The organism is Paenibacillus sp. SEL3 (assembly GCF_054602585.1).
This window is the reverse complement of sequence record NZ_CM137725.1, coordinates 1,765,135-1,778,980: the sequence shown is the minus strand read 5'-3', so window position 1 is coordinate 1,778,980 and position 13,846 is coordinate 1,765,135. Positions and strand designations below refer to the sequence as shown.

The following is a 13,846-nucleotide window of genomic DNA, read 5'->3' as shown; positions in this document are numbered from 1 at the left end:
CTATTTTCAGAAGATAGGAGTGGTCAGAATGATCGACGAACAACGAACAGTGCGCAAGGATACGAACTCCAAAGTAGCCTTTGATGAGGCAAAACAATACATTCCGGGTGGCGTAAACAGCCCGGTACGGGCTTTTAAATCTGTTGGAATTACACCTGTGTATATCGACCATGGCGAAGGATCGCGCGTATATGATATTGATGGTCAATCCTATTTAGACTATGTATGTTCATGGGGACCGCTTATTATGGGCCATGCACATCCCGAAGTGGTTAAAGCTTTACAGGCTGCTGTTGTAAAAGGAACCAGCTTCGGCGCACCAACGTTGGCAGAAACCGAAATGGCCAAGCTCGTATGTGAGCGTGTTCCTTCTATGGACATTGTACGTATGGTTAACTCCGGAACTGAGGCGACTATGAGTGCGATTCGACTCGCACGCGGATTTACGAGCCGTAGTAAAATCCTTAAATTTGAGGGATCATATCACGGTCATGCGGACAGCTTGCTGATTAAAGCAGGCTCTGGTGTTGCCACATTAGGCTTGCCCGATAGTCCCGGTGTGCCTGAAGTTGTGGCCACCCATACAATCACTGTCCCTTATAATGATCTAGCTTCGGTGAAGCTAGCTTTTGAGAAATTTGGCGAAGAGATTGCCGCAATTATTGTCGAGCCAGTAGCAGGCAATATGGGAGTTGTACCGCCACAGCCTGGATTTTTGGAAGGTTTGCGTGAGGTAACCCAGCAGTACGGAAGTCTGCTGATTTTTGATGAAGTGATGACTGGATTCCGGGTTGGACTTCATTCGGCTCAAGGTCGCTTTGGTGTGACACCGGATCTTACCTGTTTGGGTAAAGTGATTGGTGGTGGACTCCCTGTAGGTGCTTACGGCGGACGTCGTGATATTCTGGAGCGGATTGCTCCATCGGGGCCCATTTATCAAGCGGGTACGCTTAGCGGAAATCCGCTGGCTATGGCAGCAGGTTATTCGACACTTAAATTGCTGACGCCAGAAGTATACGATCGCTTGGAAGAGCGGGCAGCACGACTTCAAGCCGGATTCGAACGTAATGCGAACGAGCTAGGTATCCCTGTCATGATCAATCGCGTGGGTTCCATGGTTTGTCCATTTTTTACAGAAGAAAAGGTTGTCAATTTTGATACAGCTAAAACGAGTAATCAGGACCACTTCCGTCGTTACTTTACTGAAATGGTGAATGAGGGAGTCAGTGTAGCACCATCTCAATTTGAGGGTATGTTTGTATCGGGCGTGCATACGGTAGAGGATATTGATGCCACCATTGAGGCGAACTATCGCGCGCTCAAACGTCTATGAGCTGGCAAGGTGGCTGGAAAAGAAGAGGACCGTGGCTGGAAGTCACGCCAGGACGGGAAATCACAGACGAGGAAAAAAACAGCGCTGATGCTGTAGATCAGTGGTTGCTGAATCGTTTGGAATTACCGGAAAAGCTGTGGCGCAGACTGCGCCATGATAAAGAGATTGAACTTACAGGGGACCGGCTACGGCTGGCCCTTTTTCCTGTAATGAACCTTGGCATCACCCCTCGCTGGTATGATTTGAAGGTACTGTATGAAGATGATTTTTGTCTGGTAGTACATAAACCAGCAGGTATGGCAGTACATCCGGACGGTGGTGTGCAGGATGGTCCGCTGACGTTGGATCATGCTGTCGCATCCTACTATGAGATGAATGGCATTCATGCGGTGGTACGGCATGTACATCGTCTGGATGTGGATACGACGGGCCCGGTGCTATATGCCAAAAATGAGTTTGCGTTGCTCAAGCTGGACGAGCAAATGAGAGCTAAGGATATCGACCGCCGGTATGTAGCTTTGGTACGAGGGGAAGTACCTCCATCGCTGCGAACGTTGGATTGGCCGATTGGCAAGGACAGGCATCATAAGCAGCGCCGTCGTGTATCTCCGACTGGGCAGAAGGCGGTTACCCATATTGAACTCGGGGAAGTATGGGGAAGCGGTTCAAGTGCAGTGAGTCTCGTATATCTGACGCTGGAGACAGGACGGACGCACCAGATTCGCGTACATCTTAGTCATGCTGGCTACCCGTTGCTTGGGGATGTATTATACGGGGGGCGTGCTACTGATTTTGGCAGGCAGGCGCTACACGGAGAGCGTCTTACCTTCTGTCATCCGCTGAGTGGCGAAACGATTACTGTGGAGGATGCTTGGCCGGATGATTTTCAAAAGCTGCACAAACAGCTATAAAAGATGGCATGCCTTCTATTTTGGCGCATATACTTGAACCTAGAAACGGTTTGCAATATGGAGTTTCCGTGCGCCTGACCAGAAGTCAGAGGATGTGCGGAGACTGCCCAAAGGAGGATGCCATCCTTGAACAAACAACAGAATGATCAGCCGCAAGGCTTGCGTTTTGATATTTATGAACGCATTCATTTGACGGAGGAAGCTGCCGGGATTGCTGAGTTGGAGGAAATCGAGCTTCTGCCACGCATTCAGGTTGTAACCCACGGCGACCATGCCGCTTTGCGAGGGCATTTGCTGCTGGAGGGCGTGTACCGCACACCTGAACAGTTCACGAGCGAGCTTCATCATTTGATCCCTGTGGAAATTACCATTCCGCTAAACCGCGTAGGGAGATTGGAAGATATCTCTGTCGAGATTGAAAATTTTGATGTGGACCTGCTTTCTTTACGTAGTCTAAACATTACAGGCGTTCTTTCTTTGCATGGTGTGGAAAGCTCGCACGCGGAAGAGACGGCGGTCTGGTTGGATGAAGAATTTACCGTAGTGCATGCACCTGAGCATCCGGTTCAATCCCTTTCCGCCGATGAAGAGTATCGTCAGGCAGAGGCCTATTCTACCAATGACTCGACCTCTGATTACGTTACAGATCCTGAAACCTCCTACAGTGTGCCAGTACAACAGGAGTCCATTTCCTGGGAACAGCTGTCTGAGGACCAAGGGGAACAGCAATCATCGTCGGAACAGCAAGCTTATGAGCCAGCAGTAGATCCTAACCGATTCTATGAGCCTTGGACGGGCAAAGCAGTTGAAGATAACTCTCCCGAGGTCAAACATGAGCATGGGTCTCCGGAAGTGTGGGGATTTCAGCAAAAGGAAGCATGGGCAGGGGGAAATGAGTCCAAAGTATCTTCCGCATCTCCTAATGTAAATTATGACCCTTTGCTGTCTGAACCGCATCCTGCTACGGAGTCCGAGGTCTATCTGGAGCCACAGTTGGAAGCGAGTCAAGTAGATAGCTTCGACTTCAGGCCTGAAGCGTCAGAACAGGTGAATCACGAGGCCCATGACACTTTTACTGAGGATAAGCCAGAGATGCGTGTGGCGCTTAACAGTAAAAAGGATGAAGAGGCAGACGAGCCAGACCCGGTTGTCTACTCATCATTGCTCCAATCCAGCCGTTCGGTGAAAGAAGCGGAATACCAGCAGCAATTGGAGCAGGAGCCGCAGGATCAGAAAGCCGAAGAAGAGCGGGAGAATGCCAAGTGGAAGAACCTTTTTTTTCATACACAAGATGAAACACCTTTTCGTAAGGTGCGGTTATGCATAGTACAGCGCGAGGATACACTGGAAACCATAGCTGACCGTTATCAGCTCAGCACGCGTGAGCTTCAACTGTATAACAGATTGGCGGAGCATCATGTGGAAGAAGGACAGGTATTGTACATCCCTTGATCCGGTTGCTGAAAAATGCACAGCGGGTGTTGACTATAGTCAATGGGAAATGTATGATGTGGTATAGTTATTGAAAGACTGAGATCGGGAAGAGTAGGCAGCAAGCCCTTCAGAGAGTGGAATTGCAGCGCTGTGAGGTTCCGCAGGAAGCTACTGGCCGAAGTCACCCGGGAGTCGCCTGTTTGAACGGTTCCTCATTTAATTCCTACGGAAGATAAGAGGTTCACGGTAGAATAAGGCCGGTCCGCAACCGTTATCTGCATAAAGTGTCACACCATGTGTAATGGATCAGTGGATACATACACTAGGGGTGAAACAAAGGTGGTACCGCGAGAGAACAGCCTTTCGTCCTTTGAGGATGAAGGGCTTTTTTTATTTGCCAATTGAAAAATCATGGAGGTATCCTGATATGTCAGAACAAGACAACAAGACAACCTTGGAAATGCCAACAACGTACGATCCAAAATCAGCAGAACAAAAATGGTACAAAACGTGGATGGAGAAGGGCTATTTCCGCGCTGGGCAACATCCAGAGGCAGAGCCTTTTACAATCGTTATTCCACCACCGAATGTTACAGGTATGTTGCATATTGGACATGCTCTTGACTTTACTTTGCAGGATATTATTATTCGCGCCAAGCGGATGCAGGGCTATGATGCCTTGTGGCTGCCAGGGGCAGACCATGCGGGTATTGCTACCCAAACAAAGGTAGAGCAAAAGCTGCGTGAAGAAGGCCTGACACGTTATGATTTGGGCCGCGAGAAGTTTTTGGAGAAAGTGTGGGAGTGGAAGGATCTTTACCTAGATAATATCCATAACCAATGGGAAAAGATGGGCTTTTCTCTCGATTATTCTCGTGAGCGTTTTACGCTGGATGAGGGACTGTCCCAAGCGGTACGCGAGGTATTCGTTAAACTGTACAAGAAGGGTCTGATTTATCGCGGTAAACGCATCATAAACTGGGACCCTGCTGCACGTACTGCATTATCGGACATTGAGGTGGAATACAAAGAGGTGAACGGAAATCTGTATCACCTGCAATATCCACTGAAAGACGGTAGCGGATTTATTACGGTAGCCACTACACGTCCTGAAACGATGCTGGGCGATACAGCTGTAGCTGTACACCCGGAAGATGAACGCTACAAGCAAATGATCGGCAAAACGCTTGTGCTCCCAATCATCGGACGGGAAATTCCGGTCATTGCGGATGATTATGTTGATAAAGATTTCGGTAGCGGCGCGGTTAAAATTACACCGGCTCACGATCCGAATGACTTTGAAATGGGACAACGTCACCAGCTGCCACAAATTACAGTGATGGACGAAACGGGAACGATGAATGCCGAAGCAGGCAAATATCAGGGCCTTGATCGTAGCGATTGCCGTAAGCAAATCGTCGCTGATCTGAAAGAGCAGGGCGTACTGATTCGTATTGAAGAGCACGTACATCAAGTAGGCCACAGCGAGCGTACAGGTGTAGTTGTAGAACCTTATCTGTCCACACAATGGTTTGTGGAAATGAAGCCTCTGGCAGCTAAAGCCATTGAAGTGCAGAAGGCTGGCAACGGGGTAAACTTTGTACCGGATCGCTTTGAACGTACTTATCTGCATTGGATTGAAAATGTGCGTGACTGGTGTATTTCCCGTCAATTATGGTGGGGACACCGTATTCCGGCTTGGTACGATGAGGATACCGGAGAAGTGATTGTATCGGCGGAGGACCCTACAACTTTGCCTGAGTATGCTGGCAGAAAGCTAAAACAGGATGAGGATGTGCTGGATACTTGGTTCAGCTCGGCTTTGTGGCCGTTTTCGACACTGGGCTGGCCTGAGCAGACAGAGGACCTCAAACGCTACTATCCGACTAATGTCTTGGTTACAGGCTATGACATTATTTATTTCTGGGTATCGCGTATGATTTTTACAGCACTCGAGTTTACGGAAGAGATTCCGTTCAAGGACGTACTTATGCACGGGTTGGTTCGTGATGCGGACGGTAGAAAAATGTCCAAATCCCTCGGCAACGGTGTTGATCCGCTCGACGTGATTGACCAATATGGTACCGATGCCATGCGTTATATGATTTCCACCAGTAGCACGCCTGGGCAAGACCTTCGTTTCCGCTGGGAGCGGGTGGAGCAGGCCCGCAACTTTGCCAATAAAATCTGGAATGCGTCACGCTTTGCGCTGATGAATCTGGAAGGCGTCACTTCGGCAGATATAGACATTACTGGTGACCTGAGCACCGCTGATCGTTGGATTCTGCATCGTCTAAACGAAACTTCACGCGACATCACGCGTCTAATAGATGCTTATGAATTTGGCGAGACAGGCCGCCTTCTGTATAACTTTATTTGGGATGATTTGTGCGACTGGTACATTGAGTTTGCGAAGCTTTCCCTATATGGCGACAACGCAGATGCGAAAAAGAAAACGCAGTCCGTACTTGCATATGTATTGGACCGGACGCTGCGCATGATTCATCCGTTCATGCCGTTTATCTCTGAGGAAATATGGCAGCATCTTCCACATGAGGGAGAAACGATTACACTGGCCGCTTGGCCTGTTTATGATCCGGCTTTTGAGGATAAGGATGCAGTTGCAGAAATGAATTTGCTGATCGACGTAATTCGCGCTGTGCGCAATATCCGTGCTGAAGTCAATGTGCCGATGAGTAAAAAAATTGAGTTGCTCATAAAACCCGGCGATCAAGCCGTTCTCGATATCATTAACCGCAATGGGGAATATGTGCGTAGATTCTGTAATACGTCTGAATTCGACGCGGGATTAGAGTTCACCGTTCCAGATAAAGCGATGACATCTATAGTTAGCGGCGCAGAGTTGTACCTGCCGCTGGCCGGACTGCTTGATATTGCCCAGGAAATTAGCAGACTGGAAAAAGAACTTCAGCATTTGAACAGTGAAGTGGAGCGCGTGGAGAAAAAGTTATCTAACCAAGGCTTTGTGGCGAAGGCACCAGCTAAAGTCATCGAGGAAGAGAAGGCCAAGCAAGCCGATTACTCAGATAAGCGCGCTAAAGTTATCGCACGTATTGAAGAACTCAAGGGATAATTTCACTCACAATAAAATGACCTGAAGGTGAAGAGGATGTCAGATACGATCAGGGGCGGAGATACGGCTCCTTTACAAAGCTATGATGAGGCAGTGGAATGGATTAACGGCTTGATTCCGTTTGGTATCAGACCTGGACTGGAACGAATTGAACAACTAATGAGTAAATTGGGTGATCCGCAACGACATCTGAAATTTGTGCATATTGCGGGAACCAACGGTAAAGGCTCGACTTGTGCCTTTCTGACCTCTGTGCTACTTAAATGTGGGTACGATGTCGGGACTTTTACGTCTCCGTACATCACCCGATTTACGAACCGCTTTCAATTCAATGGGACCGATATTCCCGATGAAACGCTGGTTTTGCTTGCCAATCGCTTGTATCCGTTGGTGAAAGAAATCGCAGATAGTGAATTGGGATCACCTACAATGTTTGAGGTATCGACAGCGTTGGCTATTTTATACTATGCTACGGTATCTTTCCCAGATGTTGTGGTATGGGAGACAGGTCTTGGGGGAAGGATGGATGTAACTAATATCGTGAATCCAATCCTCTCGGTTATTACAAATGTCGGCTATGACCATACGGATATTTTGGGAGATACGCTCGAACAGATTGCAAGGGAAAAAGCCGGTATCATCAAACCGGGTGTACCTGTCGTCAGTTGTGTTTCCCAACCCGAGGCTATTCAGGTCATACGTGAAACGGCGACAAAGCAAGGAGCTACCTTGTACCTGGCAGGAGAACAATTTACGTATGAACGGCTAAACGGAGATGAAACAGCTCAAACCTTTTCATTCGCGGGGCCCTTCCGACATATGGAAATTGACATCACGTTGTTAGGCGAGCACCAATGTTCTAATGCGGCAGGAGCTATGATGGCACTTGAGGTCCTACGTCAGTATATGGCTTTTGTGTTGGATGATGCAGAACTGCTGGAGGGCTTTAGGCAAACTGCCTGGGCAGGGCGTCTCGAACAAGTCAGTACATCACCGAGAATTGTTCTTGACGGGGCTCATAATCCAGAAGGAGCACAGACGCTGGCCAAGAGTCTTCCTCAAGTGTATTCGTACAAAAAATTGGTTTTAATGATGGGGATGCTGTCAAACAAGCATCATGAAGCATACTTGCAGCATATACTGCCACTAGTGGATACGCTTATCCTGACCGAGCCCGATTTTCGGCGCAAAATGAATGCCGCTGAATTGGCTCATCTCGTGGAGAAGCTGCGGCCGTCTTATGCCAAAACGGATTTAAAAATAATTGTAGAAGGTGACTGGAAAAAGGCTCTTGGCCTGTTTCAATCACATACGGAAGCGGAAGATCTGGGGGTGGTGTCCGGCACGCTGTACCTTATTGCGGATGTACGGGCTACCCTTATGTATCAAACCGATTCGGAAAAAGGTTGGTGAAATTTGTTGATTACTTCGGAACATGTTCATTTTATCGGTATCGGCGGCTACGGGATGAGCGCGATTGCTCGGGTCATGCTGGAGATGGGTTATACCGTGACTGGCTCAGATGTGGCATCACAGGAGCTGACAGAAAAACTGGCGGCAAAAGGCGCAAAAATATATATTGGACACACGCCTGAGCATATTGCAGGCGCGGATATCGTCGTCTATTCAACAGCATTGTCACGTGACAATGTGGAGCGGGTGGCAGCGGAGGAATTGAATATTCCAACTCTGCACCGTTCGCAGATGCTGGCTCGCTTGCTTAACGAACGTAAGGGAATAGCTGTTGCGGGTGCGCACGGTAAAACGACAACCTCTTCCATGATCGCTCTGGTTATGGAGAGATGTAACGTTGATCCAACGTATATTATTGGCGGCGAAATCACGAATTTGGGGACGAATGCCAAAGCAGGTAAAAGCGAGTTTGTCGTTGCTGAGGCGGATGAGAGTGATGGTTCTTTCCTGCAATATCATCCTTGGCAAGGCATCGTAACCAATATTGAAGCAGATCATTTGGAAAATTACGATGGCGACTTTAATCGTCTGAAAAGTGCTTATGTACAGTTTTTGAGTCAAATTCGACCGGATGGAGCGGCTATTGTATGCGCAGATGATCAGAACATCCGGGAAATGCTGCCTCAACTCCAGACTCGGGTCATTACTTATGGAGTGGAGCATGAAGCGGATTATATGGCGACAGATATCCAATTAGGTGACCGTCGATTAAGCTTCACTATGAGCCGTAAGGGAACAGCACTCGGAACAATCGAACTATCAGTGCCGGGTAAACATAACATGTATAATGCGATGGCGACTGTAATTTCATGTTTGGAAGCAGGGATTCCATTCGATCAAATCGCTGCTACAATTGTGGAATTTCACGGAGCGAAGCGTCGGTTTCAAGTACTAGGTGAAAGCAATGACATACTGATTATTGATGACTATGCGCATCACCCAACAGAGATTGAGGCTACGATTAGCGCAGCGAGAGCGACGGGCAAGCGTATTATTGCTGTATTCCAGCCGCAACGCTATAGCCGCACCTTTTTCCTGCTCGATGCGTTCAGCCGCGCGTTTAGCGAGGCTAGTGAAGTCATCATTACCGATATTTACTCACCAGCGGGAGAAAAACAGATTGAAGGCGTGCATTCTTCCAAGCTCGTGGATTTAATCGTCCAAAACAGCAATGCTAATGCAATCTACTTGCCGACCAAAGAAGCTGTGATCGAGGAGTTGAAAGATCGATTACAGCCGGGTGATCTTGTGCTGACGATGGGAGCGGGAGATATCTGGAAAGCAGGTGACGCGTTAGCGCGCCATCTTCGCGGACAGCAAGTGTAAACCGTATAATAATGAGCTGTTGCACCAATGAATTACAATTATTTAAGGGTATTCCGAACACGACTGTGTTTCGGGATACCCTTTTTTGTAATGCTGGGGCATATATTCTTAGCTTGACTCATACAACAGACTATGAGGAAGTATGGGACAAGGAGGGAGTGCATCCATGAACAAGACCAAGATGACATTCCGGTTCGACCAACAGTTGCCGGAGACAAGCCGGGAGGATAAGCTACAGGTGCTTCCGTACAAAAACGAGTCGATTACGAACGAACAGCGTGAAACTGATAACCCGCATAAAGAAACGGAACGGAACAGAGGAATGGAGAAAAATACTGCAACTACGCAAGAATCAAAGATCAAAGAACCTGAGAATCGGAATAAACGCATTTCAAGTCGGCGTTTTGCTCCGACATTAAGAGTACAAGAGGGATGGGATGACCCCTTTGGTCGTTCGGCGGCTTCCTGGTCAGATGCGGAAGTTCTACCGGATAGCCTGGAAGAGGATGAGGAAGCTTATCATTCTGGTCAAGAGTACAGAAGACGTCCGCCCCACCCTTCTAGATGGAAACTGGTTGGCTCTGTAGCCAGCGCACTGGTGACCGGAGGCATGTTTGGATATATTATGTTGTTACTGTTTAACGGAGGAGGCATGGTTCCGGGATCAGATCCTTCAGTAGAGGAGGCTGTACCGGTCTTTAAAGAATCTGTTGGTGTGGATGCAATATCTGCAAAAGAGAATTCTGTCCCTGTCACTGTCATAGAGGCTCAGGTACCACCTCAAACCTACTATTTGTTGCAATATGGGGTTTTCAGCACACCAGAACGGGCCTTACAAGCAAAAGAAGAACTGTTAAAGGCAGGTATTGCAGCAGGAGGGGATACCGAGGACCAAAACCGGGTATATGCAGGAATATCACCGGATAGGGAGCAAGCCAAGTTGCTCAGCAATCAGTTGAAAACACAAGGAGTCGAATTGTATGTTCGTGAGCTTGAATTGCCTGGATTTGAAAAAGCGGCTTACGGAGGCGAAGGTGATAAACTCACTAGCTTTTTTCAGTTAAGTAGCTCATTGGTGGGTAAGTTGAGCGGACTTTCCTCAAACTTGCTCGGAGAAGGAGGTCCGAATACGGTGCCAGCCTCCGACATGAAGGAGCTGAACGACCTGCATCAGCAGTGGACACAAAATATCACTGTACTTCCCAGTGGTCTTCCGAAGGAAGCGGTTGCCTCCGCAACCTCACTTGAAAAGGCGATGAACAGCGCGATCTCTGCACTTGGGGAATATAATAAGAATTCAGCCAAGGAACACATTTGGGAGATTCAGTCCTCCATGATGGAATATGTTTTGCGTGAGAGGGAATTTATCCAATTCATAAAACAATAGGCTAACCATATTTTCCGGCAAGGAACTGGAAATAGTTCCCCATGCCGGATTTCTGTTTGTATTGCAGTACAAATCACCGTATAATAATGAAGGTGTCAAAAAATGGCGAGGGAAGATCAGATGAAAAAAAATGTAGGAATGCTTATACTGTTTTTATTGCTCGGTTGGCTCTTGGGTGCATGGATTGCCAAAGCCCTTCAATCGATCAAATTCCTTTCTTTTCTGACCCACCCCACTAGGATATCTTGGTCGCCGAGAGCGGACCTGGATATTATCAGCTACAACATAACAATAAATTTTGAATTGAGCCTGCTTAGTCTGATCGGCATCATTGCCGCGTTCTGGCTGTACCGCAGGCTCTAACTGATGAAAAGGAGCTTCCCTTATGGACGGGAAAATTACGCCCCGCATTATTTTGGCATCGACTTCACCAAGAAGGAAGGAATTGCTCGCATTTTTGAGACTCCCCTTTGAGGTGGTGCCAAGTCATGCGGATGAGAGCACGCCTGAGAGCTGGACGCCTCAGCAAATCGTGGAGACCCTTGCGGCACGCAAAGCCCAAGCGGTCGTGAACACCGTCACTCAGTCGAAGGAAGCCGGACTGGTGATTGGCAGTGATACCATTGTCGTGCTGGATGGTTCGGTATTGGGCAAGCCAGCCGACCATGCGGACGCAGTTCGCATGCTGACTGCATTGCAGGGAAGGACACACCGGGTGTACACCGGGGTAGCCTGCATACATACCGGAACCGGCGAAGTGCTTGTCAGACATCGCCAAACGGAGGTTACAATGAAGCCTCTGAGTCAAAAGCAAATTGTGGCATACGTGAATACTGGTGAACCGTCTGACAAGGCAGGAGCGTATGGCATTCAAGGCATGGGTGCTACGCTGGTGGAATCTATTCAGGGTTGTTATTTTAACGTCGTAGGATTGCCGCTTTCCTTGCTGTCGGACATGCTGTCCGATTTTGGAGTGAATGTGTTGCGTCCATAAAGGGGATAAACATATGCTGGAGTCGCCAATACTGATGCTTCGCGACCTCCCCCATGAAGAACGACCAAGAGAGCGCATGATGACATATGGGGCGGATGCCTTAAGCAACGCGGAGTTGCTGGCAATATTGCTGCGTACAGGAACGCAAAATGAGTCTTCGGTGCATTTAGCGCAGCGTATTTTGCAGCAGGCAGGAAATTTGCGTCAACTGGTGGATATGAGCTTGAGCGAGTTGACCCAGATTAAGGGCATTGGGGATGCTAAAGCGATACAGTTAAAAGCGGGTATCGAACTGGGGCGCCGATTAGCTTTGTCTCGCCATTTGGAGACCCCGGTGATTAGTTGCCCGCGGGATGTGGCAGATCTGTTGTTTGAGCAGCTTCGTTATTTGCAGAAAGAGCATTTTGTATGCTTGTTCCTTAACACTAAAAATCATGTCATTGCTCAGGAAACACTATCTATGGGTAGCCTGAATTCTGCCATCGTGCATCCACGTGAAGTATTTCGGGCAGCAATCAAATGCAGCAGTGCTTCAATAATTTGCGCTCATAACCATCCGAGCGGTGATCCGAAGCCAAGCCCCGAAGATGTCCAGTTGACTCGCCGCCTGATGGAAGCGGGCAACATCGTGGGTATCGACGTGCTTGATCATATAGTGATCGGGGACGGGATCTTTGTAAGTTTGAAGGAACAAGGTCTGATATAATATAATATTTAAATCAAACATTTAAACACGACCGGATAATCCGGCCTGAATAAACCGCTTATACATTGGATAACAGATTTCAGGGAAGAGAAAAGGAGATTACATCATGCTGGGTGGCTTTACAAAAGATTTGGGAATAGATTTGGGGACGGCAAACACGCTTGTATACGTAAGAGGTAAAGGAATTGTGGTTCGTGAACCATCTGTAGTCGCTTTGCGTACAGATACAAAAACCATTGAGGCTGTTGGTGAATCTGCGAAAAAAATGATCGGTCGCACACCGGGAAATATCCGTGCGATTCGTCCGATGAAGGACGGTGTCATTGCTGATTTTGATACGACAGCAACGATGATCAAATATTTTATCCGTCAGGCGCAAGCCCAACGCTCTTTGTTTCCACGCCATCCGAACGTGATGGTTTGTGTGCCTTCGGGCATTACTGCGGTGGAGCAGCGTGCCGTTGAAGATGCGACGAAGCAAGCAGGCGCAAGAGAGGCATATACGATAGAAGAGCCGTTTGCAGCAGCAATTGGCGCTGATCTTCCTGTATGGGAGCCTACAGGCAGTATGGTTGTCGATATCGGTGGAGGTACAACCGAGGTGGCAGTCATTTCCCTGGGTGGGATTGTAACAAGCCGCTCCGTGCGTGTCGCTGGCGATGAAATGGACGAGTCCATCATCCAATACGTGAAGCGCCAATACAATCTGATGATTGGTGAACGGACTTCAGAGCAACTGAAAATGGAAGTGGGTTCAGCTATGCCATTAGAGCAAGTGGAAACCTCGGAAATCCGCGGACGTGATCTGGTAACAGGTTTGCCAAAGACGATCACGATTACTTCTGATGAAATTAGTGAAGCATTATCGGATACAGTCAATGCAATCGTGGATGCGGTTAAAGTAACACTGGAAAAATGCCCTCCCGAATTGGCAGCGGATATCATGGATAGAGGTATTGTACTTACTGGCGGTGGAGCACTTCTACGTAACCTGGACAAGCTGTTGGCAGGTGAAACCGGAATGCCGGTGATCGTAGCAGAAAATCCTCTAGATTGTGTGGCAATCGGCACAGGCAGAGCGTTGGAAAATATTCATTTGTTCAAATCGCGCAGCAGTTCTGCCGTCCGTTCCAAACGTTGAATCGGGGGTGTAGGAACTGTTTAAGCTGCTTGGCAATAAAAGACTAT

11 protein-coding genes are annotated in these 13,846 nt (G+C 48.2%); all 11 read left to right on the top strand.

All coding sequences use genetic code 11. From position 1 onward, the window contains the following. The first annotated feature begins 28 nt into the window (after nucleotides 1–28). The 11 genes from hemL to ACYCS5_RS08260 all read left to right on the top strand — a co-directional run bounded on the left by hemL (nucleotide 29) and on the right by ACYCS5_RS08260 (nucleotide 13,799). A complete protein-coding gene (gene hemL / locus ACYCS5_RS08310) occupies nucleotides 29–1,333 on the top strand; it encodes a glutamate-1-semialdehyde 2,1-aminomutase (RefSeq protein ID WP_165148793.1) in 1,305 nt (434 codons plus the stop codon). Continuing rightward, complete coding sequence (locus ACYCS5_RS08305) at nucleotides 1,330–2,244, top strand: RluA family pseudouridine synthase (RefSeq protein ID WP_340932990.1); 915 nt, start codon at nucleotides 1,330–1,332, stop codon at nucleotides 2,242–2,244. The genes hemL and ACYCS5_RS08305 overlap by 4 nt, the downstream gene beginning before the upstream one ends. A 126-nt stretch (nucleotides 2,245–2,370) precedes the next feature. Next, nucleotides 2,371–3,696, top strand: coding sequence for a LysM peptidoglycan-binding domain-containing protein (locus tag ACYCS5_RS08300; RefSeq protein ID WP_069011265.1), 1,326 nt, complete (start codon nucleotides 2,371–2,373; stop codon nucleotides 3,694–3,696). Nucleotides 3,697–4,105: 409 nt separating this feature from the next. Beyond that, the gene (locus ACYCS5_RS08295) at nucleotides 4,106–6,772 is read left to right on the top strand and encodes a valine--tRNA ligase (protein WP_029518416.1); all 2,667 of its coding nucleotides are present in this window, start codon (nucleotides 4,106–4,108) and stop codon (nucleotides 6,770–6,772) included. Nucleotides 6,773–6,808: 36 nt separating this feature from the next. Beyond that, on the top strand, nucleotides 6,809–8,185 hold the full coding sequence (locus ACYCS5_RS08290; protein ID WP_029518417.1) for a bifunctional folylpolyglutamate synthase/dihydrofolate synthase: 1,377 nt from the start codon (nucleotides 6,809–6,811) through the stop codon (nucleotides 8,183–8,185). 6 nt (nucleotides 8,186–8,191) lie between these two features. Continuing rightward, a complete protein-coding gene (murC, locus tag ACYCS5_RS08285) occupies nucleotides 8,192–9,571 on the top strand; it encodes a UDP-N-acetylmuramate--L-alanine ligase (protein WP_013311605.1) in 1,380 nt (459 codons plus the stop codon). A gap of 166 nt (nucleotides 9,572–9,737) precedes the next feature. Continuing rightward, on the top strand, nucleotides 9,738–10,958 hold the full coding sequence (locus ACYCS5_RS08280) for an SPOR domain-containing protein (protein ID WP_459760921.1): 1,221 nt from the start codon (nucleotides 9,738–9,740) through the stop codon (nucleotides 10,956–10,958). A 120-nt stretch (nucleotides 10,959–11,078) separates the two neighbouring features. Next, nucleotides 11,079–11,321 (top strand): DUF4321 domain-containing protein, encoded by a 243-nt coding sequence (locus ACYCS5_RS08275; protein ID WP_023989955.1) that lies wholly within the window; start codon nucleotides 11,079–11,081, stop codon nucleotides 11,319–11,321. Between the two features lie 22 nt (nucleotides 11,322–11,343). Continuing rightward, complete coding sequence (locus ACYCS5_RS08270; RefSeq protein ID WP_459760920.1) at nucleotides 11,344–11,952, top strand: Maf family protein; 609 nt, start codon at nucleotides 11,344–11,346, stop codon at nucleotides 11,950–11,952. Nucleotides 11,953–11,965: 13 nt separating this feature from the next. Beyond that, the gene (gene radC, locus ACYCS5_RS08265; RefSeq protein ID WP_340886238.1) at nucleotides 11,966–12,658 is read left to right on the top strand and encodes a RadC family protein; all 693 of its coding nucleotides are present in this window, start codon (nucleotides 11,966–11,968) and stop codon (nucleotides 12,656–12,658) included. 106 nt (nucleotides 12,659–12,764) lie between these two features. Further along, nucleotides 12,765–13,799, top strand: coding sequence for a rod shape-determining protein (locus ACYCS5_RS08260; protein ID WP_013311600.1), 1,035 nt, complete (start codon nucleotides 12,765–12,767; stop codon nucleotides 13,797–13,799). Nucleotides 13,800–13,846: the final 47 nt, after the last annotated feature.